Source organism: Bradyrhizobium manausense (assembly GCF_018129685.1).
Taxonomy (GTDB): Bacteria; Pseudomonadota; Alphaproteobacteria; order Rhizobiales; family Xanthobacteraceae; genus Bradyrhizobium; species Bradyrhizobium manausense_D.
In genome coordinates this window covers 233,297-257,369 of the sequence record NZ_JAFCLG010000007.1, presented here as the reverse complement: position 1 = coordinate 257,369, position 24,073 = coordinate 233,297, and the positions used below count along the sequence as shown (strand labels likewise).

The 24,073-nt window shown below is 65.5% G+C and carries 21 protein-coding genes; 8 read left to right on the top strand and 13 right to left on the bottom strand.

Features of this window, described 5'->3' with window-relative positions; all coding sequences use genetic code 11:
- Position 1: 1 nt before the first annotated feature.
- Positions 2-916, bottom strand: a complete 915-nt coding sequence (locus JQ621_RS19445; RefSeq protein WP_212236269.1) for a 2-dehydro-3-deoxygalactonokinase — start codon at positions 914-916, stop codon at positions 2-4.
- A 218-nt stretch (positions 917-1,134) separates the two neighbouring features.
- Here JQ621_RS19445 and JQ621_RS19440 point away from each other — a divergent pair, with 218 nt between their 5' ends.
- A complete protein-coding gene (locus JQ621_RS19440; RefSeq protein ID WP_212236268.1) occupies positions 1,135-2,232 on the top strand; it encodes an LLM class flavin-dependent oxidoreductase in 1,098 nt (365 codons plus the stop codon).
- A gap of 58 nt (positions 2,233-2,290) precedes the next feature.
- Positions 2,291-2,845 carry a flavin reductase family protein gene (locus tag JQ621_RS19435; RefSeq protein WP_212236267.1) on the top strand — a complete coding sequence of 185 codons (555 nt, stop codon included), beginning with the start codon at positions 2,291-2,293 and terminating at the stop codon, positions 2,843-2,845.
- Positions 2,846-2,912: 67 nt separating this feature from the next.
- Here JQ621_RS19435 and JQ621_RS19430 read toward each other — a convergent pair whose 3' ends face one another.
- Positions 2,913-4,763, bottom strand: a complete 1,851-nt coding sequence (locus tag JQ621_RS19430) for a sigma-54-dependent Fis family transcriptional regulator (RefSeq protein ID WP_212236266.1) — start codon at positions 4,761-4,763, stop codon at positions 2,913-2,915.
- A 279-nt stretch (positions 4,764-5,042) separates the two neighbouring features.
- On the opposite strand from JQ621_RS19430, the gene JQ621_RS19425 reads away from it, so the two are divergent.
- Positions 5,043-5,708: a hypothetical protein gene (locus JQ621_RS19425; RefSeq protein WP_212236265.1), complete on the top strand. Its 666-nt coding sequence runs from the start codon at positions 5,043-5,045 to the stop codon at positions 5,706-5,708.
- Positions 5,709-5,714: 6 nt separating this feature from the next.
- On the opposite strand, the gene JQ621_RS19420 is transcribed toward JQ621_RS19425, so the two are convergent.
- From JQ621_RS19420 to JQ621_RS19405, 4 genes are all read right to left on the bottom strand, one after another.
- Complete coding sequence (locus JQ621_RS19420; RefSeq protein WP_212236264.1) at positions 5,715-9,020, bottom strand: acetyl-CoA carboxylase family protein; 3,306 nt, start codon at positions 9,018-9,020, stop codon at positions 5,715-5,717.
- Between the two features lie 237 nt (positions 9,021-9,257).
- Positions 9,258-9,920 (bottom strand): aspartate/glutamate racemase family protein, encoded by a 663-nt coding sequence (locus JQ621_RS19415; protein WP_212236263.1) that lies wholly within the window; start codon positions 9,918-9,920, stop codon positions 9,258-9,260.
- Between the two features lie 12 nt (positions 9,921-9,932).
- A complete protein-coding gene (locus tag JQ621_RS19410; RefSeq protein ID WP_212236262.1) occupies positions 9,933-11,615 on the bottom strand; it encodes a methyl-accepting chemotaxis protein in 1,683 nt (560 codons plus the stop codon).
- Between the two features lie 200 nt (positions 11,616-11,815).
- Positions 11,816-12,424, bottom strand: a complete 609-nt coding sequence (locus tag JQ621_RS19405) for a TetR/AcrR family transcriptional regulator (RefSeq protein WP_212236261.1) — start codon at positions 12,422-12,424, stop codon at positions 11,816-11,818.
- 153 nt (positions 12,425-12,577) lie between these two features.
- Between JQ621_RS19405 and JQ621_RS19400 the strand changes: the two genes are divergently transcribed.
- From JQ621_RS19400 to JQ621_RS19390, 3 genes are all read left to right on the top strand, one after another.
- Positions 12,578-12,955 carry a tautomerase family protein gene (locus JQ621_RS19400; RefSeq protein ID WP_212236260.1) on the top strand — a complete coding sequence of 126 codons (378 nt, stop codon included), beginning with the start codon at positions 12,578-12,580 and terminating at the stop codon, positions 12,953-12,955.
- A gap of 108 nt (positions 12,956-13,063) precedes the next feature.
- Complete coding sequence (locus JQ621_RS19395; protein ID WP_249125388.1) at positions 13,064-13,432, top strand: hypothetical protein; 369 nt, start codon at positions 13,064-13,066, stop codon at positions 13,430-13,432.
- On the top strand, positions 13,429-13,824 hold the full coding sequence (locus JQ621_RS19390) for a GFA family protein (protein WP_212236258.1): 396 nt from the start codon (positions 13,429-13,431) through the stop codon (positions 13,822-13,824). Before JQ621_RS19395 ends, JQ621_RS19390 begins: the two co-directional genes overlap by 4 nt.
- A 48-nt stretch (positions 13,825-13,872) precedes the next feature.
- Here JQ621_RS19390 and JQ621_RS19385 read toward each other — a convergent pair whose 3' ends face one another.
- A complete protein-coding gene (locus JQ621_RS19385; protein WP_212236257.1) occupies positions 13,873-14,799 on the bottom strand; it encodes a CobW family GTP-binding protein in 927 nt (308 codons plus the stop codon).
- 3 nt (positions 14,800-14,802) lie between these two features.
- Positions 14,803-16,293: an amidohydrolase family protein gene (locus JQ621_RS19380; protein ID WP_212236256.1), complete on the bottom strand. Its 1,491-nt coding sequence runs from the start codon at positions 16,291-16,293 to the stop codon at positions 14,803-14,805.
- A gap of 320 nt (positions 16,294-16,613) precedes the next feature.
- Here JQ621_RS19380 and JQ621_RS35880 point away from each other — a divergent pair, with 320 nt between their 5' ends.
- On the top strand, positions 16,614-17,714 hold the full coding sequence (locus JQ621_RS35880; protein ID WP_212236255.1) for a GNAT family N-acetyltransferase: 1,101 nt from the start codon (positions 16,614-16,616) through the stop codon (positions 17,712-17,714).
- Positions 17,711-18,694 carry a Rieske 2Fe-2S domain-containing protein gene (locus JQ621_RS19370; protein ID WP_212236254.1) on the top strand — a complete coding sequence of 328 codons (984 nt, stop codon included), beginning with the start codon at positions 17,711-17,713 and terminating at the stop codon, positions 18,692-18,694. The genes JQ621_RS35880 and JQ621_RS19370 overlap by 4 nt, the downstream gene beginning before the upstream one ends.
- 3 nt (positions 18,695-18,697) lie before the next feature.
- Here JQ621_RS19370 and JQ621_RS19365 read toward each other — a convergent pair whose 3' ends face one another.
- Genes JQ621_RS19365 through JQ621_RS19345 form a run of 5 tightly spaced genes read right to left on the bottom strand, consistent with a single transcriptional unit; the run spans position 18,698 to position 23,896 of the window.
- The gene (locus tag JQ621_RS19365) at positions 18,698-19,849 is read right to left on the bottom strand and encodes an ATP-grasp domain-containing protein (protein WP_212236253.1); all 1,152 of its coding nucleotides are present in this window, start codon (positions 19,847-19,849) and stop codon (positions 18,698-18,700) included.
- Positions 19,846-21,123: a F390 synthetase-related protein gene (locus tag JQ621_RS19360; RefSeq protein WP_212236252.1), complete on the bottom strand. Its 1,278-nt coding sequence runs from the start codon at positions 21,121-21,123 to the stop codon at positions 19,846-19,848. The genes JQ621_RS19365 and JQ621_RS19360 overlap by 4 nt, the downstream gene beginning before the upstream one ends.
- A complete protein-coding gene (locus JQ621_RS19355; RefSeq protein WP_212236251.1) occupies positions 21,120-21,914 on the bottom strand; it encodes an MBL fold metallo-hydrolase in 795 nt (264 codons plus the stop codon). The genes JQ621_RS19360 and JQ621_RS19355 overlap by 4 nt, the downstream gene beginning before the upstream one ends.
- On the bottom strand, positions 21,911-22,894 hold the full coding sequence (locus JQ621_RS19350; RefSeq protein ID WP_212236250.1) for an NAD-dependent epimerase/dehydratase family protein: 984 nt from the start codon (positions 22,892-22,894) through the stop codon (positions 21,911-21,913). Before JQ621_RS19350 ends, JQ621_RS19355 begins: the two co-directional genes overlap by 4 nt.
- Positions 22,895-23,896 (bottom strand): 3-oxoacyl-[acyl-carrier-protein] synthase III C-terminal domain-containing protein, encoded by a 1,002-nt coding sequence (locus JQ621_RS19345; protein WP_212236249.1) that lies wholly within the window; start codon positions 23,894-23,896, stop codon positions 22,895-22,897. It abuts the gene before it with no gap.
- Positions 23,897-24,073: the final 177 nt, after the last annotated feature.

Below are 24,073 nucleotides of genomic sequence, written 5' to 3'. Positions count from 1 at the left end.
TCTACTTCGTCCCGATCGCGGCAGCCGCCATCGACAGGCCGCGGCGCACCGCTTCATCGGCATCGATCGGGCTCACGTCGACTTTCAGCGCGTCGAAGGCCTGCCGGTACAGAGCAGCAAGCCGTCCTGACGCAATCAGCGTGATGCCGGCTTTCGGCACGGCGCCTGACAGGCCCGCGGCGAGCTCCGCGCCGATCAAGGTGCCAGACACCGTCTCGCGCGCCGCAGCCGGCGCGCCGCCGAACAACAGCTGCCGCGATCTTGCGGTGAACAGCAGATTGGCGGCGAAGGCCGGCGCCTCGAACGCGGCTTTCACGGCCGACTTGAAGCTCACGACATCCTCTGCCTCATCGGCGCCGGCAACCGCGAGCGACAAGATCGTCTCGCGCGAGACGACGCTGAACAGTTCGCCGGTCATGAATGTCGAGAAATGCGCGACCGTGCCGTCCTTCACACGCACCCATTTGGAATGGGTGCCGGGCATGCAGACAAGCGCCTCGCCCGCGGCATCAAGACCGAGCGCGCCGAGCAGCTGCGTTTCCTCGCCACGCATCACGTCCGGCGCCTTGGCATCGCGCTGCGCGATGCCCGGCAAGATCCGGATATCGCGTGCCTCGCCCGGCACGCGGGCAGCCTGCTTCAGGACGGTCGAGAGCGGCGCCGGCGTGTCGACATAACCGGCCTCGACCCAGCCGGTCCTGGCGCCGGCCATGCCGCAGATCATGACCGGCAGATCACCGGACGCTTGAACCGCAGCCAGGTGCGCTTGCAGCACGCCGGGGAAGCCGGCCTTGGCCGCGGCCAGCATGCCCTCGTCGCTGCGGCGCTCGGCCAGCACTTTTCCGCCGCGATCGACCAGCCAGAGCCGAAAGCTGCTGGTGCCCCAGTCCACCGCGACAAAAGCCGGTTCGATCATTTCGAATCTTATCCTCGTCTCACTAGCAAGACACCATCTCGCGACATTGAGACGGCGCCTTGCAAATCCGCCCCGGGATATCGGCAATTGCCTCGCTAAACCAGCGTTTTCTCGCGGGTCCAAGGTGCCCCCACGCTGGCACACCGCTTGCTGACGCTGTTCCTGTTCATGTCAGAGAACCGCGCAGCAAGACGCGTCAACATCAGATGAGGAAACCCATGGAGATCGGCTATTTCACGATGCCTTCGCATCCGCCGGAGTGCGGCCTGAAGGAAGGACATGATTGGGACCTGCAGGTCCTGCGCTGGCTCGACGAGCTCGGCTATCAGGAAGCCTGGATCGGCGAACACCACACCGCGCCCTGGGAACCCAACCCCACGCCGGACCTCTTGATCGCGCAGGCCCTGATGCAGACGAAGCGCTTGCGCATCGGACCCGGCGGCTTCCTGCTGCCCTATCATCACCCCGCCGAGCTCGCCAACCGCGTCGCGATGCTGGACCATCTGTCCGAAGGCCGGCTCAATTTCGGCGTGGCGGCGAGCGGCCTGCCGAGCGACTGGGCGATGTTCAACGTCGACGGCATGAGCGGACAGAACCGCGACATGACCCGCGAGGCGCTGGAGATCATCCTGAAGATGTGGAGCGATCCCGCGCCCTGGACCTACAAGGGCAAGTTCTGGACGGTCTCCAAACCCGATACGATGTTCGACTTCCTGAAACCCCACATCAAGCCGCTGCAGGCGCCGCATCCGCCGATCGGCGTCGCGGGTCTCTCGAAGAACTCGGACACGTTGAAGCTCGCGGGCGAGCGCGGCTTCATCCCGATGAGTCTCAACCTCAACCCGGCCTATGTCGGCAGCCATTGGGATTCGGTCGAGATCGGCGCCGCCAAGACCGGCCGCAAGCCGAACCGGCAGGACTGGCGACTCGTGCGCGAGGTGTTCGTCGCCGACACGGACGAAGAGGCCTGGAAGCTCTCGACCGGCGACATGATGGGCCGGATGATGGGCGAGTACTTCCTGCCGCTGCTCGGCCATTTCGGCTTCAAGGACTATCTCAAGCACGCCCCCGATGTGCCCGACAGCGACGTCACCGTCGAATATTGCGCCAAGCGGAACTGGATCGTCGGCTCGCCCGCAACCGTCGCCGAGAAAATCGAAAAGATCTACGACGAGGTCGGCGGCTTCGGCGTGCTGTGCGTGTTCGGCTTCGACTACAAGCACAAGCCGGAAGCCTGGCACCACTCGCTCGCGCTCTTGAAGAACGAGGTGATGCCACGCCTGAAGCATCTCGGCTCCGCGAAGAAGGCAGCTTGACGCTTCCCGGGTGCGGCGCGAACCTGCCGCACCCGCCTCAATTTTCGGAGATTTCCGCGTGAGCGTCGAGGCAAAGGATTTCAAGCTGGCTATGCGCCAATGCGCCGGCGCGGTTGCGCTGGTCACTGTTGGTGCCGAGCACGGCAAGCGCACGGGACTGACGGTAACCTCGGCCTGCTCGCTATCAGACAATCCGCCGTCATTGATCGTCTGCGTCAACCGCAACGCCAGCGCGCACGCACGCATTCGCGAGGAAGGCGCCTTTGCGGTCAATTTCCTGCACGAGGATCACGCGCTGCTGGCGCTGACCTTCAGCGGCCAGAAGGGCGTCAACGGCGACGACCGCTTTGCGTTCGGCCAGTGGACGCGCGGTGGGACGGGCGCGCCGGTGCTCACAGACGCCGTCTCGGCGTTCGACTGCGTGCTGGCGCAGGAGTTCGAGACCAGCACGCATTCAATCTTCGTCGGCGAAGTGCGTGGCGTCTCGCACTCCGACGCGGCTTCCCCTCTGGTGTATTTGCGCAGCAGTTTCCACGTCCCTCGCGAAATCCGCGGCACCGTGACGGTCGGCGATCTCGATTCGCGGCATCTGAGCTGGAGCGATTTTTCGTAAGGAGCGGCGTTGACGGTACGCTCCCTCGCCCCGCGGCTCGCTCCTCATTCATCTCCGTCAGAAGACACTATTGCGCCGTCCCGATCTTCAGCGCCTTGATCTTGCGATACAGTGTCGCGCGGCTGAGCTTCAGCGTGCGGGCTGCTTCGGTGACGCGGCCGCCATGCTTGCGGAGCGCCTCGATGATCGCGGCGCGCTCGGCTGACGCGACGTCCATCTCTGTCGACCTCCCGCCAAAGGGCGGCAGGTCGAGGTCGGCATCGGTGATGACGCCATCCTCGGCCGTGCAGCCGGCGAGCCGCAGCACGTGGCGGAGCTGGCGCATGTTACCGGGGTAGGGATAGGCCGAGAGTAACGACCAGGCCTCAGATGAGAGGCGGCAGTTCGGCGCTTCCTCGCGCGCGATCTGGGCAATGATGTCATCGCGGTCCGCGCGCTCGCGCAAGGCCGGCAACCGCACCTCCATGCCGCGCAGGCGGAAATAGAGGTCGGCGCGGAAGGCGCCGTCCTCGGCCATGCGGCCGAGATCGCGGTGGGTGGCGCTGATCAATCTGATATCCACCGGCACCGGCTTAAGCGCGCCGAGCGGCCAGACCTCGCGGTTCTCCAGCACGCGCAGAAGCCGCGTCTGCAGCGCGATCGGCATGTCCCCGATCTCGTCGAGGAATAGCGTGCCGCCGTCGGCCTGCACGATCAGGCCCTTCGACCCGTCACGGCGCGCGCCGGTGAAGGCGCCGGCCTCGTAGCCGAACAGCTCGGCGTCGATCAGGCTCTCCGGCATCGCCGCGCAGTTCAGCGCGACATAGTTGTTGCGGGCGCGGTTGCTCGCGGCGTGAATGGCGCGTGCGAACACGTCCTTGCCGACGCCGGTCTCGCCATGCAGCAGCACCGGCAGATTGTGATCGCCGATACTCCTTAAGCGCTTCACGCTCTTGACCAGGCCGGGATCGCGGCCGGCGAGCCGATGCAGCGCATCGAAGCGATCGACAGGCGCATCGCGATGTCGCGCCGACGATTTTGCGCGCAGCGGTGGAACGACACGACCCTGCCCCAGCGGGCGACCATCTGCGCGGCGCAGCTCGACAAGCTGATCGCCGTTGCGCGAATGGTCGAGCTTGACGTAGCGAGACAGATCGATGCCCGAGGCGATCAAGCCGTCGGTGAGGCCCAGCAAGGCACGCGCCGAGCGGCAGGCGCCGACGATGCGGCGATCGTCATCATAAGCGAGCAGTCCGCTGCCGCCGTCGCCCGGTACGGTCGCGATCCAGGCATCGCGGAAGTGATCGCGGAAGATCAGGCCCTCCATCCGCCGCGTCGCCTCCATTGTCACCGCAAGCGCAAGTTGATGCGCGGCGCGCTCGAGATCTTCGCGGCAAGAGGTAATGTTCACCGCGCCGGCGAGCCGCCCGGCCTGATCGAATAGCGGCGCCACCGCGCAGGAGAACATGTGCCACTGCGCGCGAAAATGCTCGTCGCGATGCACCAGGATCGGCTTCTGCTCGGCGAGGCAGGTTCCAAGGCCGTTGGTGCCCTCGGACCTCTCGGCGAAATTCGAGCCGGTGTAGATCTTCCAGTCCATGAACATTCGCGCGTCGGCCTCGCCAGGCAGACGGCTGAACAGCACGGTCGCGTTGGCATCGGCGAGATTGACGCAATAACCGGCGTCGCGCAGCACGCGGGCGAGATCGTCGAGCTCGGGCGTCAGCAGCCGGATGGTCTCCCCCATCGGCTCAGCGACATGACGGATCTCGGCTTCGGTCAGCGTCTGCGGCGGGCCCTGACGGGCGGGGTCGAGCTTGTGGCTCATCAGGCAGCGCCGCCAGGAATTGGCAATCCGCGAAGAGGCATCGACGTCGGCCACGTGACTGGCGACGGACAAAACACGGGCGACATGGTTCGAGGCCGAAAGGCTGGCCATCGCGGACGTCTCCACCCTGTATTATTGTGCAAAGTCTGGCACCACAGGCCGGGATGTCAATCGGGAATCGGCGGGCGCTTGCTATCATCTGGGACGCACGCAGGCGCGCCCCGGGAAGTGCACGCGATGCCTCGCATCGCCCGGAATGACATAAGCGGAGTAGCGCAGCGCAGATGTCGGCGAAGGTCGTCTTCCGGCGCCTGAGGGCAAAAACTGCCTACGGAAGGCAAGAACTGTCATAGCTGCGCACCGACAAGCCGTCTGCAAGCCCTTGAAATTATGACTATCATCGCATGGCCTGCAACTTGCATCGAATTCGATCTCCCGAAAGGGACAATTTGCAATGCCAGTTGTGCGACAGGAGTCATCATAAGCGTCAGTATCGGCAGCTTCGCCCCGCAGCTCTCAAGCCTGGCCGGCCGGTCGAACCGAACGCGCGAGGACGCCGGAGCTAAGGGCCTGATTCCGGATCAGAACCGCGATCCGGACACCGCCTCGTCCGCCGATGCCGACGCTGTTTCCAGCGTCCACCAGCCCCGCGCGGGAGTCTCTCGGCTGAGCGAATCGACGCTGACCGCCCTGGCGGATGCCTCCTCGTCCGCGCAGCAGCCTTCCGCAAGCACCGGCAGCGGCTCCGCGACGAGCGGAAGTGCGAGCGAGGGAGGCAAGCGGGTCCCCATCGACTTCATTCATGTCGAATTGCCCAACGGCGCTAAGTTCGAGCTCCGCCACGTTCCGGGCGACGGCGAAAGCAGTAGCGACGCCCTGAACAACCTGCTCAAGGCCGCCGAGGAGCTCAGCAAGCTGCTCGGGGGCAACCTCAGCATGCCAACCAGCAAGGACGAAAAGACTCAATCTGGCGACGCCGCCACATCGGCCTACGCCAAGCAGCTAAGCACCTACACCAAGAGCCTGACGAGCGAGGTCACGACAGTCACCGCCTAACGGCCCTCACCAGGTGTCGATACACGGCCGCTTCTTCTCCGTCCGCGCCGGCGGCTTCGGCACCGATCGCAGGCCGGCCATGATCCAGCGCCGCGTCTCGGCGGGGTCGATCACGTTGTCGATCTCGAACACCGAGGCGATCGAGACCGCCTTGCCGTTGGCGTAGAGCTCGGCGACCTTGTTGCGATAGTAGGTCTCGCGCTCTTCGGGGTCGGCGATCGCCTCCATCTCCTTGCGGAAGCCGAGCCGGACATAGCCTTCGAGACCCATGCCGCCGAACTCGCCCGTCGGCCACGCCGCGGTGAAGAACGAGGCGTGGAAGCCGCCGCCGATCATCGACTGCGCGCCGAGGCCGTAGCCCTTGCGCAAGACTAGTCCGAACAGCGGCACGGTGAGGCTCGCTCCCGTCACGAACATGCGTGAGACGTGGCGCACGATCGCGGTTTTCTCGGCTTCCGGGCCGACCATGAAGCCGGGCGTATCGCAGAGCGAGACGATCGGCAGGTCGAAGGCATCGCACAATTGAAGGAAGCGCGCGGCCTTGTCGCCCGCATCGGCATCGATGGCGCCACCGAGATGGCGTGGATTGTTGGCGATCAGGCCGAACGGCTTGCCTTCGATGCGGATCAGCGCGGCGATCATGCCGACGCCGTAGTCGCGGCGGAGCTCCAGCACGCTGTTCTTGTCGGCGAGAAGATCGATCACGTTGCGGATGTCGTAGACGCGCAGACGGTTCTCCGGGATGGCGCGGCGAAGCAGGCGCTGGTCGGCAGCCTCCCAGTCCGTCACCGCGCCCTGAAAATAGGACAGATACTTTTGCGCAACCGATGTCGCCTCTTCCTCGTCCTCGACCAGGATATCGATGACGCCGTTCGGCGACTGGAACGACACTGGGCCGACTTCGGCCGGATGGTAGACGCCGAGGCCGCCGCCTTCGATCATCGCGGGGCCACCCATGCCGATCGAGGCGTTCCTGGTGGCGATGATGACATCGCAGCAGCCGAGCATCGCAGCGTTGCCCGCGAAGCAATAGCCGGAGACGATTCCTATCACGGGCACGAGGCCGGAGAGCCTTGCGAATTGCACGAAGGAGGGGCCGTCGAGACCGGTCATGCCGAGCCGATCGGTATCACCGGGTCGGCCGCCGCCACCTTCGGCATAAAACACCAGTGGCACGCGCCAGTCTTCCGCCAGCGTCAGCATGCGGTCGATCTTCTTGTGGTTCATATGGCCCTGCGTGCCAGCGAGCACGGTGTAGTCATAGGCCACGACGATGCAGCGTGCGGCGTCTGCGCCGAACTTTTCGGCGTTGACGGTGGCAACGCCCATGACGAGGCCGTCGGCCGGCGTGTTCTTGATCAGATCGTCCAGCTTGCGCCGGCGGCGCTGCGCAGCGATGGCAAGGCTGCCGTACTCCATGAAGGAGCCATCGTCGACCAGCTGGGCGACGTTCTCGCGCGCGGTGCACTGGTTGGTGTTGCGGCGGCGCTCGACGGCGGCGGGGCGGTTTTCATCGAGCGTATTGGCCTGGCGGGCGATCAGCTCGGCGAGGTCAGGGCGGATGTGGTCGAGATCGACATCGGCTTCCGCAGCTGACGCGTCGGCGGCAACGTCAAGCGGTTCGAGATAGAGGATCGGCTCGCCATGCAGCAGCGTGACGCCGTCGCCAGCCGCGAGCTTCATGACCCGGCCACCCTGCTCGGCCATGACGAGGTGCTCCATCTTCATGGACTCGATCACGGCGAGCTGCTGGCCCGGGCGGACGATCTCGCCCTCCTTGACCTGGATGGTGACGATGGTGCCCTGCAAGGGCGCGGCAACCATCACCGCACCTTCGGGCACGGCTTGCGCAACGTGCGCCTCGGCCGCGTGCGAGCCGCCGTGCTCGGTTGGAGCAAAGTATAGAGGCTTGGCTGCGCCGTCCGCCGCCTCGACCAGTTTTGCGATGTTGCGATCGATGAAGTCGGTCGCGATGCGGTTGATCCGGAAATCGGGGTGCGCCAGCACGGCCTGGAGAAAGGCGATATTGGTGACGACGCCGTCGATCCGGAATTCGCGCAGAGCCCGCGATGCCTTTGCCACGACCTCATGCCAGGCTTCGCCCGGCGTGTGCACGATCACCTTGGCGAGCAGCGAGTCGAAGGCCGCGCTGGTCTTGTAGCCGGCATAGCCAAAACTATCGACGCGCACGCCGGGTCCTGACGGCGGTTCGAACACCGCGAGCACGCCGCCGGTCGGATGCGTCGCGCCCGACACGTCCAGTGTCTCCATGTTGACGCGGAGCTGCATGGCGTAACCGCGCGGCTTGGGGATCGCGCCTTGCGCCAAACCGAGCGAGGCCAGTGAACTGCCCGCGGCAATCGCGAACTGCGCCCGGACGAGGTCGAGCCCGAGCACCTCTTCCGTCACGGTGTGCTCGACCTGGAGCCGTGGATTGGCCTCGATGAAAGCGAAGCTGTCCTCGGCGGTGCCATCGACCAGAAATTCGAAGGTGCCGAGGTTGTCGTAAGACGCCGCGCTCGCAAGCTGCTTCGCCGCCGCGATGATCCGGCCGCGCAAGCCGTCACTCAACGACGGGCTCGGCGCCACTTCGATCAGCTTCTGATGTCGGCGCTGGATGGTGCATTCGCGCTCCCACAGATGCGAGATCGCGCCGTGACGGTCGCCGATGATCTGCACCTCGATGTGGCGCGCCTGCCGGATCAACCGCTCGGCATAAACACCATCGAAGCCAAACGCCGCCTTGGCCTCGGACTGGCAGCGGGCATGGGCTTCCGCCAGATCAGCCGCGTTCTCGACGACGCGCATGCCGCGCCCGCCGCCGCCGGCCATCGCCTTGATCACGATCGCCGCATTGGCTCCGAGCGACGTGAAGAACGCCGCGATCTCGTCCAGCGACGACGGCCCGCTGGTGCCGGCGATCACAGGCACGCCGCAGCGTTTTGCCAATTGCCGCGCGGCGACCTTGTCGCCGAACAGTTCCAGTGCCGCCGGCTTCGGCCCGACGAAGGTGATGCCCGCATCGGCGCAGGCTTTTGCGAACGCCGCGTTCTCGCTCAGGAAACCATAGCCGGGATGCACGGCATCGCAGCCGGCGGTCTTGGCCGCCTTGACCACGGCCTCGATGTCGAGATAGGCCCGCGCGCCGCGACCGGGGATTTCGACAGCCTCATCGGCCACGCGCACATGCAGCGACAGCGCGTCATCCGCAGGATGGATCGCCACAGTCGCGATGCCGGCGTCGGCCGCGGCGCGCGCGATGCGGATGGCGATCTCGCCGCGATTGGCGATCAGGAGCTTCTTGAACGGCATCGTCTCACTCACTCAGACTGCGGCAGGCTGGTTGGGCCAAGCCTTCGCCCACGGCCCGTGGCGAGATCGTTCTGTTCGTTGAGGCCTGCGCTCATGACGCTCTTCCCGTGCGGCTTGTTCTTTGCGCGACGGCACGCTGGGGTGCCATCGCCCGACCTCGTTACACGTCGAGCACGGCAAGGGTCATGTCAAGCAAAACAGTTTTCTGCATCACGGCCGATGCCGCGAGGCGGAAAACTACGCCGCCACGAGGCGCATGATCCGCGCCACGGCCGAGGGGATCGGTGCGATAACAGACACGGAGAACATCGGTTGCAGCTCGCGCGCGGCCTCGCCGAGCGGGCCCCCTCCGATGATGACGGCTTCGGCGCCATCCTGAGCGATGCAGGCCTCGATGGCGCCAGTGAGCGCGGCGCGCAACCGCGCCGGATCGGCCATCAAATCTTGCGGATCGCCTTCGGCAAAGCGGGGGCCGGTGTAGCGGGACCGCAGTCCCAGCACTTCAGGCAAGGCGTCGATCTTCGCCTTCAGCAGCGGCGTCGTGGTCGCGACGCCGAAACGGCGACCGTTCGCGGCAGCCTCAAGCATCGAGGACTCGCCGATGCCGACGGCGGGAAGCTTCGTTGCGGCTTTGACCGCCTCAAGGCCGGGGTCGCCGAACGCCGAGACGATGATGCCGTCGCAGGAATGCTGATGCGCACGCGCGATCTCCTCGACCTCGCGCGCCGCAGCCTCCAGTGCATCCGCCGACACGATCATTTGCGGCGCGCGCGTTGCGGTCGCGCCGATGATATCGAAACCATCAGCGGCGGCAGACCTGGCGATGGCGACCATCATTGCGGTGGTCGCCGCGTTGCTGTTCGGATTGATCAAGAGGATGCGGCGGGAGGACGAAGCCATCCGCCAGCTATACTAGGCCGCCCGCACGCCCGCAACGAAGGCAGAGACCTCGTTCTCCAGCGATTGCAGCTTCTGGGTCAGCCGGCCGCTCGATTGCAGCACGAGGCCCGCGGCCTGGCCGGTCTCGGCGGTCGCGTCGGAGACGCCCGAAATGTTTTGTGAGACCTGGTCGGTGCCGGAAGCTGCTTCCTGCACGCTGTGGGCTATCGCCTGCGTCGCCGCACCCTGCTCTTCGACCGCGGCCGCGATCGAGGACGAGATCTCGTTGACCTCCATGATGGTCTTGCGGATGCTCTCGATGTTGCCGACGACCTGGTTGGTCTCGGCCTGGATCGCGGTGATCTGCGCGCCGATCTCGTCGGTCGCTTTCGCGGTCTGGGTCGCGAGCGACTTCACTTCGCTTGCGACCACGGCAAAGCCCTTGCCGGCCTCGCCGGCGCGCGCCGCCTCGATCGTCGCATTGAGCGCGAGCAGGTTGGTCTGCGAGGCGATCTGGTTGATGAGATCGATGACCTCGCCGATCTTGTGCGCCGCCTGGGCAAGCCCCTGCACGGTGTCGTTGGTGCGCTGGCCGTCGGCGGCCGCCTTGTCGGCGACCGTTGCTGCCTGGGCCACGCGCTGGCTGATTTCGGTGATCGAGGCTGACAGCTGCCCGGCAGCGGAAGCCACGGTCTGCACGTTGCTCGAGGCCTGCTGGCAAGCGGTGGCGACCAAGCTCGCGCGGTCGGTCGCCTTATCAGCGGTCTCCGACATGCCTTGCGCGGCTTGCTGCATCGCGCGCGCTTCGTTGAAGACGTCGCGGACGACCGCCTGCACGCTGGCCTCGAACTTGCCGGCGAGATCGGTCATGGTCTTGCGCTTCTCCTCGTCGGCCCGCTGCTTTGCCTCGTGCTGCTCGGCATGCATTCGTCCCACGGCCGACGCATTGTCCTTGAACACGGCGAGTGCCTTGGCGAGCCCGCCCAGCTCGTCGCGGCGATTTGTATAGGGAACATCGAACGCGCTGTCGCCGGCGGCGAGACGATCCGTCAGCGCGGTGATCTTTGCGAGCGGCCGGGTCACGCTGCGGCCGATCACGAAGGACGCACCGAGCACGAGCACGAGCACTGCCAGGCACACCAGGCCAAACGTCATCGCATCCTGGCGGAAGACGGCGTCGACGTCGTCGAGATAGATGCCGGTGCCGATGATCCAACCCCAGGGCGCAAAGCCCTTCACATAGGAGATCTTCCCGACCGGCTGCTCGAAGCCCGGCTTCGGCCAGAGATAGCTGTAGAAGCCCGCTCCCTGCTTCTTGACGACATCAACGAAGCCGAGGAACAGCGCGTTCCCGGTGGGATCCTTCATCCCCGCGAGATCCTTCCCGTCAAGCTCGGGCTTGATCGGGTGCATAATCATCCTGGGGGTCATGTCGTTGAGCCAGAAATACTCGACCTTGTCGTAGCGAAGGCTCTTGATCTCGGCCATGGCGCCGGCCTGCGCCTGTTCGCGCGTGAGTTTTCCGTCGCTCTCGAGCTTCTGGTAATGCGCGAGGATGCCGTAGCCGACATCGACCATGTGCTGCGTCTTGGCCTGGCGGTCGGCGATCATCTGGCTGCGCAGTGTCGACAGCGCGATCGGCGCGAGCGCGATCATGCCGAGGAGGCCGATGCCGACAATGAGGACGAGCTTGAAACTGATGCGGGAGAAAATCATCGGTGCTCGCATGAATTGGCAATGGTGATATGCAAGATTATCGCGAACGTCTTAGCAAAGCTTTAAGCATTCGGGTTCCCCGACACCGGCGAGAAGGGCAGAACGACTCCGGCCCAATCTGGCGTCAAGAACCAGCGTTCGACCGTCTGACGGCATTGTGGCAGAGAATCTCTTCCGCGCGCGGTCAACGCGCTGACGGTCTACTGACCGTTAACGCGCGCCCTGCCGAGCACGAGATCAATCGTGTGGGCTGCGATCTTGCGCAATTGAGGTTCGTCACCGAAGGCGCGTTCGAGCACGGCGAGGCCGCGCGTCACCGTGATGATGTGCAGCGCCGCTGCCGCCGGGTTGCCGCCGAACTCGCCGCGCTCGGCACCAGCCGACAACGCATCCTGAACCAGCGCAGTGATGCGTGAGACGAGGCTCGCAAAAGCCTTGCGCGCGTCCTCGTCGAGCCCCTCGCCTTCTGCCGCGCCGAGCTCCATCAAGCCCCGCGTCGTCGGACAGCCCCGCGGCGGCGAGCCCGATCGGAAGTTGGTGATGGTGAGGTCGAAGAACGCGGTGAGGCGTTTGCGGAGTGAACCGGCGCTTAGCGCCTTTTGCAGGGCGAGGAGATAATCGCCGGCATAGCGCTCATAGGCCTCGAGAAACAGCGCCTCCTTGCTGCCGAAGGCATTGTAGAGACTGCCGCGCTGGACGCCGGCATCGCGCGCGATGTCCGACAACGAGGTGCCGCGCACGCCCTTGCGCCAGAACTGGTCGAACGCAACGCGCAGGACGTTGTCATGATCGAATTCGCGAGGCCTCAATCGACCCTCCCATATTTGACACGACGTCAAGAACGTGGTTTCTAGACACCGTGTCAAAAATGATTAGCGATTGATGCCCCGTTTCGTCAATGGCCCCACGGCGGCGCTTGCACGCGCCTCGCCGATCGGGCTCCCATGCCAAGGGACCAGCTGATGCCTCTCCTTCACATCTCCATGCGCGCCGGGAAGCCGGACGCCTACCGGCAAGCGATCCTCGACGGACTCTACCGCGCCATGCGCGAGGCGCTGAACGTGCCTGATGGCGACGAGTTCATGACCATCAGCGAGCTGTCGCCTGCGAACTTCCGCTGCGGCAACGCCTACGGCGTCAAGCGCAGCGACGACGCGGTGCTGATCCAGATCACCGTATTCGCCTCGCGCACCTCCGAGCAGAAGAAGGCGCTGTACCGGCGGATCGCGGAGCTGCTCGGCGACAGCCCGGGCATCCGCCCCGAGGACGTGTTCGTCAACGTGCTCGATGCCCCCGCCGAGAATTGGTCCGTCGGGCACGGCATCGCGCAATTCGCGTGAGCACGCAGGACTTGCCAACACCCTCTTGAGAATTGCTGGCCGGAAGGGTCTGATAGGCCGCGGAGCACCCCTCCGCCGAGCCGAAACCAGGACCTGAACCGCATGACCATGTCGGTCGAGCAATTGTGCAGCCTGCCGGAAACCGCGCTGGTCGGCGCCTATGCGGAAGCGCGGCGGCGCTACGCGGAGAAAAAGTTCGAGCGCGACACCCAGCGGGCGCGGCTCGAATGGATGCGCGCCAAGCTGTTTGTGAACACGCAGGGCAACGTGACCGAGCGCAAGATGGCCGTTGACGTTTCCGAGGAACTGGCTCGCAAGGGCCAGGAGGTCCGCGAGATGACGCGCGATCTCGACATGCTCAGGATCGACGTCGACGTGATCGACACGATGATCCGGCTGCGCGGCACGCAAGGCGCCACCCGGGTCCATGTGGAAGAGGCGGTGGAGAAGCCGGTCGAGGAGCCGGACGGGGAATGACATCGTTCCGGGGAAGCTGCCTGTGCGGCGAGGTGGCGTTCGAAGTCGAGGGTCCGTTCGATCGCTTCCTCAACTGCCATTGCTCGCGCTGCCGCAAGGCAACCGGCACCGCGCATTCGTGCGAGGTGATCGTCAAGGCGAGCGCTCTGCGCTGGCTGCGCGGCGAAGCATCGGTCGCGCGGTTCGATCTGCCGAATGCCAGGAGCTTTGCCAGCGCATTCTGCAAGACCTGCGGCAGCCCGATGCCGCATCTGACCCGCAGCGGCCGCGAGGCGATCATCCACGCCGGCGCGTTCGACGAGCCGGTGGGCGCGACACCCGACCGTCATGTGCAGTGGGCATCGCGCGCGGAATGGTATGTGCACGGAGATGGTCTGCCGGTCGAGGATTGAAACATCGCGCGGCTTAATCGACTCCCGTCGCAATTGTTGCGAACGCCGCTACTTGTCCGCAACGCACGTTGCCATCAACTCATCAATCTCGGCCTTGGACAGCACGCCGAGCTCGGCAATGAAGACGATCCGCGCGCGCGGCACACCCGGTGCAGGCGCATCGCCCGGCGCAAGCGTGGCACGGCCGCCGGCGAACTGAAACACCATCTGACGTCCGGGCTGCTCGATTGTTTCGAACAAGCCCTTTGCGCGCGCCAGTTTCGGCGCCAGCCTGCCAATCGCCTGCTGCAGGCGCGGCAGCGAGAGCGGCTGATCCGAGGTCCAGCTCAACGTCTCGAAGCGCTGTTCCGCCGGACGTTTCGGCCCCGGTTCGCGCGGCACGGGCGCGCGATCGCTCGCGGGAAACAGCAGCGCGGACGGAATCTCGCCGTGCCTTGCATCGACCACCACGGCAGGAACGCGCTGCGCGCGGATGGCTTCGCGCATCCGCACGCCTGCGCCCTCATCCGCCAGATCCAGCTTGCTCAACGCCACGATATCGGCGACGCGTAGCTGCGCGCGCTGGAGCGCGTCATCGAGCGCGGCCGGCGGTGTCGCCGCGTCCATCACGCAGAGCACCGTCTCCAGCGGCGCCTCGCGGAGGATGACCGGGTCCATGAGATTGCGGACGATATCCGAGGGATCGGCGACCCCGCTGGTCTCGATGACGATGTACTCAGGCTTCGGATCGCGCCGCAGCAGCGTTGACAGCGTGCGCAGGAGATCACCTTCGAGCGAACAGCAGATGCAGCCATTGGCGAGACTGACCACGCCGTCACTCGCGCCCGCGATCAACTCCGCATCGATGTTGATCGCGCCGAAATCGTTGACAATGGCGGCAATCCGGCGTCCCTCGGCATTCGCCAGCAGATGATTGACGACCGTGGTCTTGCCCGCCCCCAGAAAGCCTGTGACCAGGAGAATGGGGACCGGCATGGGTCAGCTCGCGACGACGGGGCGACGCACGGGTTTTCCGGGCCGCGCAGCGACATCCAGCACGCCATCCGTGATCAGCGGCTGGCCGCTGACCACGAGATGCCGCACGCCCTCCGAGGCGCGGTTCATCGCAGTGAAGGTCGCGCGGTCCGAGAGCTTCTCGTAGTCGAACACGACGATGTCGGCATCGGCATCCTTCGCCAGCCTGCCCTTGGCGCGCATCGCCGGCGTGCTCTGCGAAAGGATCTCCGCCGGGATCAACGCGCATTTGCGCACGCCCTCGAGCAGCGACACGGTCTTGCGCTCGCGGACCCATTCGCGGATGAATTTGGTGAAACAGCCCGCCGATCGTGGATGCGAGGTGGCATCGTCAGGCAGCGGCCAGGCGTCGCCGGTGTACGTCTTGCCGTCCGACGTCGTCCACGGCATCGCGTCGGATGCGATCGCGCCGCCCGGATAGAGCACCGACATGTCGAGGAGGTCGCGATGATGCGCGTTGTGCTCCGTGTCGAGGATGTGCCACAGCACCAGCGAGGACGGCTCCTCGGCCTGCGCCTTCAAGAGCTCTTCGCGGTCGTGGAAGCGATAGCCGTCGGTCACGCGCTGGACTGAATCGTAACCGGTCCCGTTGCGTTCGACGAACTGGGGATCGCTGAAGAATGCGGCCGCCAGCACGGTCGAACCGGTGCCGTAAGGGTAGGCTTCGACGGTGATCGGCAGGCCCTGCGCCTGCGCCTTCTCGATCAGCATACGGCAGCGTTCGATGTCGGTCTTGCTCGACGAATTGAAATGACAGATGTGCATATGCGCGCCGGTGGCGCCGGCATAGCCGATCAGGCGGATATAGGCTTCCGCCGCGCTTTCGGGGTCGATGCGCGACATGTAGGCGACATGCGTGAAGGTCGGCACGTTCTGCTTCGCGGCGAGCTGGCACACCGCGGTCAGCTCCTGCACGCCGGCGCCGGGCGCATAAGCGTTCAAGATACCGATGCCGATGCCGCCTTCGTTCAGGCCGCGGGTCAGGCGCTCGAGGATGCCGGCAACCTCGGCGTCGCTTGCAACATTGTCCATCCAGCGGCGGTCACGCATCGCATTTCCGAATGCTTCGAGCGAGCTTTCCGCATTGGAGCCCGTCATCGCGCCGATGCGCGCAAAGGCCCAGTTGGTGGCGGCCCCGTAGTTCAGCACGCGGCCCTTCCTGGCCTGACGCTCATACCAGGAGCCGACGGGCAGCACTCCGGCCTCGAGGTCGAGCGTGGTCGTCACGCCGTCAAAGGCCTGCATGCGATCCGCGGGAATCGATTGGCCATGGGCGTGCAGGTCGATGAAGCCCGGCGCGACCACGAGCCCGGTCGCATCGATGACCCGCTCGGCGCCGCCAAGCGAGGAGCCGACCGCGGCGATCTTGCCGTCAACCACTGCCACGTCGCCGACGGCGTCCATTCCGCTCGCCGGATCCACCACCCGGCCGCCTGAGATCACCAAACCGCTCATATCGTCACTCCCGAAAGCAGAAAGCCATGGCCCCCAAAGGCCCGGCGGCAGCTTTGGAGACAAATTCTTGTCCATAGAGACAGAATTTCACGACGACGACCACCTCCAGAGAAGCCGATGCAGCATGCCCGCAGGAGAGGTCCGGCTCCCCCGGACGGGCGCCGAGCCACAACTCTTGGGCGCTCCACATGCAATCAGCACGCGGATCACGAATGGCTCCAAGCGTTGCGGGCTGCCGACGTTGACCATCACCGCAACTGCTGAAACGATCCGCCCGACCTGATTCTCCGGCGTCACGCATCCGAAAGGCCGGCCACTCGGTGAACCCGATCGACAACACCGCGAAGGCACTTGCGCTATGGGAGCTGTTCAGGTCGGCGCCGGCCGAAAACGCGATCAGCAATCTCAGCACCCAAGTCGGCCTCCGCCAGCTCGATCGCCATCTGCTTCCTGTCACGGTCAACAGCGCGTCCGAACCGACCTGCTATCTGTGCTGCCCGTCGGTCGCCTACGTCGACTATGCGCGCGATGAGCTGCGACACTTCTCCGGGCACCGACTGCTGTATGCCATGCTGCATGGCCTTCTCAAGCTCGGCTATCCCCTGATCCGGGCCGCCGGGCTCGACCGGCAGGTGCAGGTCAACAACTGGCTGCTTGCAACCAACCCGATTCCCGATGTCACCTTCGAACCTCTGCGGGCGGCGACGCAGGCGATCGCGCAGGAGCATCCCGGACACGTCGTAGTCTGGCGTTCCCTGAATGATTTTTGCGATCGCGAGTCGATGCAGACGTTTCGCCGGGCCGGCTATCGGATGTATCCGGCCCGGCAGATCTACCTGTTCGATTGCAGGGACGCCGAGCCGAAGCTCGGGCGCGACGAAAGGCGCGACCGGGCGCTGCTGGAGGATTCCGGCCTCGCGATCGTCGCATCGGCAGAATTTCGCGACGACGATTTCGTACGCGCACGAATGCTCTACCAGCATCTCTATCTCGAGAAGTATACTTGGCTGAACCCGCAATACACCGCCGAGTTCGTGAAGGCCGCGCATGCCGGCGGCATCCTCGAATTCCAGGGCGTGCGAGCGGCCGATGGGCAACTCGCCGGCGTGATCGCGTTCTTCGACGCCGGCCGCACCATGACCGCGCCGATCGTCGGCTATGACGCCACCCTGCCTCGGGAGACAGGTCTCTACCGCATGCTGATGGCGCTGGCCTTCAGGCGGGCGCGCGAGCGGAAAATGCTGTTCAACATGAGCGCCGGCGCCGCTTCGTTCAAGCGCAACAGAGGTGGCGTCGCGGCGCTGGAATATTCCGCCATCTACAACGCCCACTTTGCGCCGACAGCTCGATTGGCCGCATCGCTGGTGCGGACCATATTGCAACGGGTCGGCATCCCCGTGCTGCGGAGCTTTGAATTATGACCGATCGGCGTTCGACCTGGTGCGCGGTTGCGCTAAGTCGCAAGGTCGGCGCAAAGCCGCATCGCGTGCTGCTCGGCGGCCAGCCATTCGTCCTGTTCCGATCGGGCGACGGCTTGCACTGCCTCACCGACCGCTGCCCGCATCGCTTCGCGCCGCTGTCGCTGGGGCGGGTGATCGACGGCGCCATCGAGTGTCCGTATCACGGCTGGCGGTTCGACGGCGGCGGGCACTGCCGCAGCATGCCGGGCCTGCTCGAGCAGACGCCGAACATCGCAGTACCCGCGCATGCCGTGCGCGAGCAGAATGGACTGATCTACATTTCGCCGGGACGTCGGCGCGGCGAACCCTATGCCGGCGTGCTGTCGGGGCCCGGCGTTGTGAGCCGTGTCGTCGAGAACCGGGTACGCTCGACGCTCCTCGACGTCGCCGAGAACATCCTGGACGCCACCCACACCCACTTCACCCATGGCGGCCTGTTGCGCGGGCTGAGCAGCCGGCGCTGGAAGGTCAGGGTATCGGTGACGGGCGGAGACGGCTGGGTCGAAGCCCGCTACGAAGGCGAGCCGCGGCAGGAAGGCTTGATCAGCCGGCTTCTCGAAGGCGAGCGCTCGATCAGCGTCGGTCGCTTCATCGCGCCCGGGATCGCCGAGCTCGAATTCTGGGGACGCGACCGCATCAATCTGTCGACGACCTTCCATCTGCGCCAGGAGGACGACGATCACGTTCGCGGCTTCGGCGTGCTGGCGGGACCGCTGCAAGGCGGGTTCGGATATATCAAGGCCCTGCTGTTCAGGCCGCTGTTCACGATCGCGCTTCGCCAGGATCAACGCATCCTGAACGCTGCGCGGGACAACAAGCCGCCGGGCGCCCTGCCCGTGCTCAACAGGCTCGACGTGCTCCGGTCCGGCATCGAAGCGATCCTGCGCGGCGAGCGTCCGCCGGTTGCGGATGCTCCCTTCGAGATCACCATGGAATTGTGAGCATCACGCCAGCGGTTCGCCGTCCCATTCGATATCGCGCACGGATGCCTCGACCAGCCCCGTGCGGTTCCGCAATGCGCGGACCGCGATCTCGCCAAGTGCGCGCAGCTGCGACAACAGGAGGCCACGATCGCAGGGCCAGGCGGAGATGTCCTGCATCCCGGCGAAGTCGCGCCGCCATCGCGCAAGACCGCGATGGCGAATCGCGTAAGGCAGGCCGTAGGCCAGCATGGCCAACGGAAGCGTCATCGGTGCAGTCGACGATCCGCGTGCAGCGCGTCCTTCGAGAATGGCTTTGTCCAGGCCATCCGCGGGCCCGAAATAATGCACGCCGCTCGTCGTACGCGGATTGCATTCGATGACGTGAAGCGCGCCTTGCGCGTCGCGGCGAAAATCGAACGAGATTTGCCCGGTCCAGTTCAGTCGCGCGACCAGTCTATCGGCAAATTGCCGCGCGACGAGATCTTCCGATGGCACGAAGGCGACGCCTGCGCCGTGGCCGACACGATAGGTCGGCTTGTAGCTCTGGAACGCTGCGAGGCGACCATCGACGGCAACTGCGTAGGCGCTGATCTCCTCGCCCGGCAGATAGGCCTGGGCGACCCAGGGATCGGCCGCGGTCGGGAGGAGCGCGTCGAGAACGGGGCGCGTGGGTCGGATCAGCACGCGCGATCCGAACCGCGACCATGCGGGCTTGAATACAAGTTGTTCACCTGGCTGCGGCAGGCGGCAGAGGTCTTCACGCGATCGTATCCGCGTGGTCGGTGGCGGATCGGCGCCGAGCCCCATCGCGAGCTCGGCGAAATCAGCCTTGTTGTGGACCTTCGCAAGCCGATCGAAATGCGGCGCAAACAGCGGGATGTCGATGCCCCTGATGTCGCGGACCGCCGCCAGGAAAAACACCTCCTCACAGGTCGGTACGATGATGTCGGGCGCTTCGCGCGCAACAAGCGCCGCCACGGCCGCGCCATAGCCGGCAAAATTCCGCCTCGGCGACGGCAATTGCGCATAGACATCCTTCATACGTGTCGCCCGCGACATCGGAAAACGGAATGTATCTGCAAGAACGACACGATGCCCGGCGTGATGAAAGATGCGCGCCAGATGCAAAGCGGCTGGCGCGCGGGCTCCGGTGACGAGGACGGTCTTCCTCATGAACTGTCCCGCCTCCAGCGATTTTCGACGCGCCGAAGCTTTGCGTCAGTGCTCGGCTGCAAGGCCTCGCGGCCTACCTCGACGACGGGATCCGCTTCGAGCTGCGTGCATGCCCGCAGTATCGCTGCGCGCGCGGCTTCGCCTGCGGAGATATTGACGTGAAGGGGCAGGACGATGTCGATGCGGTTTTCGCCCGTCTGCCGGATGCGAAAATCGTCGATGCTCCGGTCCGCCGCCAGCACGACGTTACGCAAGACGTCGGGAGTCACGAGGACGTCGCGCAACGCCGGATCGCGGTTGGGGAGCAGAAAGACGTCGTCGCGACGACCGATCACTTCCGCGACAGCCTGCAAGGCCGAGCCGCAGGGACAGCGCCTATGGTCGAGGCGAAGGATGTCGTTCATGCGATAGCGCGCCATGACCTGGGCGCGCCGCATGAAGTCGGTCACGACAGGCGCCACGAGATCGGGGCTGCCGGAGATCGGTTCGAACTCGAAATGCACGACGTCCTCCGCCAGATGCAGCGTGCCATGTTCGCAGGACACGCCGAACAAGCCTTCCGTCGCCATGTAGATCTGCCGCAATGTGACGCCGAAGCGGTGTTCGATCGCTTCACGATCGGGCGGATCGAGTACCTCGGCGCTCGAAAACATCGTGTCGGGGGAAATCGCGACGCCATTCTCCGCAAACCAGCGCAGCGCCTTCGGCGGCCCGACGACGACGGTCGGCCTGAAGGCAACGAGTGCTTCGGCCGCCGCCTGAAGGCCGAGCCGAAGGTCGACGAAGCGAAGTTTCAGCAGCTTGGATTCGTTTGCGGCATCGTAGAGCCGCGACGAGCGCGGCAGCACGATGGCGACGCGATGCCGTCGCCGCAACGACAGCGGAATGGCCTTTGCGACGATGGTGCCGAGCCAGACGAAGCGCTCCCGGTCCGAGACGAGATAGAGTCCCTGGTTGCCGCTGGTGCCGGTGCTGCAACCGACATCGTAGCCTTTGGGCGCCTCGCCACGATCGATCATGGTCCAGATCTGCGCCGCAGTCAGCCCGAGCCGGTTGAAATCTTCGAAGCGAGCCATGACGTCTCGCTTGCCGACAACAGGAAAGTCCGGAAAGGCTGAGCAATCGCGATAGAAGGCAACCTTCCGCGTCGCATCCCGCACGAGCCGCGCGAGGCGCGGCTGCTGCCATCGCTCGATCCTGTTGCGGCTGGTCAGCCAGCGCCGCAGCAGACGCGTGCGCAGATAAGCCACCGCCAATGCCAATCGCGATGTCACGACAACGGCTCTTCGACGTCGTGGCAGAGCCGAACCTGGCCGCCCTGCTCTGCGAACGCCCTGAGCAGGCGCTGGCTATCGCGGCCGGCGCCGCGATCGTCAAACACGATGGTGCTGGAGAGCCAGGGCGTCTTGTCCTGCATCAGCGCTTCGTGCGTCCATGCGGCATCGGCGGCGTAGATCACCGGGCCGGGCGCCTCGCGCCAGAAGATGCCAAAATGGCCGAAGGCATGGCCCGGCAGCGGCACGGCAAGATAAGACCCATCGCCGAACAGATCGTAGCCTTGACCGAGCGCCGTTCCGGTCGGCAAGCGCGACAGCCCCTCCAGCGGGAGCAGCCGCTGCATGAAATCAGGCGGGATCAATTCCTTGAAGATTCCGTTGTGCAGGGCCGCCGCTGGGCTCATGCCCATGACCGCACGCGCCGCAGCGCCCCAGGCGATGAACGCGGCGTTCCCGAACAATCGAAGGCTCGAGACGTGGTCGGCGTGAAAATGCGTGACGACGACATGGCGGATATCGGCCGGAGCCACGCCGAGATTGCGCAGCGTCGTTTCCACGGTCTCTTCGGCGTTCAATTGCGGGCGGAGCACCGCGCTATAGAGCCGCAACGCGGCGCTGCGCGGCCCCTGCGTCACCTCAGGTCCGACGCCGGTATCGACGAGGCAGAGCCCGCGCCCGCCGAGTTCGATCAGGCCGTAGCGCACCGACAGCCGCGCGCGCCTCAAGCCCGCGCCGCGCATGATGAGGCCGGCGAAGACATCGATATAAGCGCTGTTGAACAGCTTCATGCCGCCCGATCTCCCGCGAACGTCCGGCGCAAACCTTCGGTGAAGTCGACGGTCGGCGTCCAGCCAATGTCGTTGCGGATGGCCGACAGGTCGAGCGTCTGGCTGAACGCCAGCAATCCGGCCGAATAGGCCGTCACGACAGGCTCGACCTGCGGCCGGAACAGCTTGTGAAAGCCCTCGATCGCGCGGATTGCAGTGAACGCAACAGGCCAGGGCAGTTCGCGCCAACGCACCTCGACGCTCGCCAGTGCAGCGCTGCGGGTGATGATGTCACGGATCGAAACCGCCTCTCCGCCCGAAACATTGTAGGTCGCCCCCGACGTCTTGTCCCTGACATCGAGGATGCGCGCAATCGCGGCCACGACGTCCTCGACATGGGTGAGGTCGATCACCGCGCGTCCGCCGTTGAACGACGGCAACGGCCCGCGCTTTGCCGCGCGCAACAGGCGGGGCAGCAGGGCGTTGTCGCCTGCCCCGTAGATTCCGCGCGGACGAATAATGGTCCAGGGAAGACCGGATGCGGAGCGAACCAGTTGTTCGGCAGCAAGCTTGCTCCAGGCATAGTGATTGACCGGAGCGGGCAACGCCAATCCTTCCCCGACATTCAGCCCGTCGCGGAAACGGAAGTAGACGCTGGACGACGATACGTAGACGACATGCGGTGCGCCCCATTGCCGCGCCTGCGCCAGCAGATTGGCCGTTGCGGTGACGTTGTTGCGCTCGAAATCGCGGCGCGGGCCCCAATTCGACGACAGGCCCGCGCAATGGACGATGGCGTCGAGGTCCGGGAGCTCGATCGCGGACAGCGCGGCGGCGTCGACGAGATCGCAGATCTGCACGGTGATGCATTCGCCGCGAAAGACATCGCGCAGCGATGCGGAGCGGCCGAGCGCAACCACCTCATGGCCGCACGCAGCCAGATGGCGGGCGACGCGACGCCCGAGAAAACCACCGGCTCCCGTCACCAATGTTCGCGGCATCTAGATCTCGATCGCCATGCCGCCGAACAACACGCCGGCGGAGGTGCCGAGCAGGATGATACGCGATCCCCGGCGGATGCGCTGCTGCTGCCGCGCGATATGGAGCGCGGTCGGGATCGACGCGGCGACCTGGTTGCCATAGGTGGCGACGATATCGACGACCTTGTCGCGCGGAAAGCCGCAGCGCTTGACCAGGTGCGCCAGTGCAAAGGGGCTGGCCTGGTGCGGAACGACGAGATCGACGCTCTCGCGCGTCCAGCTCGCGCTCGCGAGCAGCTCGTCGACGAAGCCGGGAAACCTGCTCGCGGTCAGCTTGAACAGGTCGCGACCATTCATCTGAAAGAAGCGTCCCGCCGCAAAGCGCTCGGGCTCGCGCGCGAAGTCGATCCCCGTCCCGCCTGACGCCAGCGAGCAGGCCTCATAACCTTCATGGTGAACTTCGAACCTGACGGCGCTGACACGGCTTGTATCGCCCGCCTCGGGCCGGACCAGCACGGCCGCGGCGGCACCATCCCCAAACAAGCCGGCCGTGGCCGGATCGGTCTGCCAGGGTAGCGCCCGCGAGGCCATTTCGGACGAGACGACGAGGGCGCAACGATGGCGGCCGGCGGCGATCATCAGCGTCGCCATGTCGAAGCCCGAGAGAAAGCTGAGGCAGGTCGAGTTCACGTCGAACGTCAAGCAGGATCCGGCGGGAATGCCGAGATGCCGTGCGATCAGCGGCGCCGTGATGGGAATCGAATATTTGGGCACGGCGCTGGCGAAAATCAGCAGGTCGATCGCGGACACCGCGATGCCGGCCTCGGCGAGCGCGTCCCGGGCGGCATTGGCCGCAAGCTCTTCCTGCGTCTCGGTCTCGCAAACGAACCGCTCCCTGACGCCGCAATTGGCCTCGAGCCATCCGTCCGGCTTTCCCAACTCGCGATCAAGGGCGGCCGAGCTGAGTTTTTTCCTCGGCAGGCTCGTTCCCGTTCCACGCAAGCTGAACGCAATCGGCGTCATGGCCCCTCTGATTCCCCGCGACCCGCCCTAAACTACAAGATGAGCCCGGCCGTTGCCACGAGTGATCGATGGGGACGTGCGTCCGGCTGGTCGCGGATCGTCATCGGTTCGGATCGATGCGATGCAGGACGCCCAGGGAAGATCACTGTCGCCGCCTCGCGTCCTGCATGAGCCCGA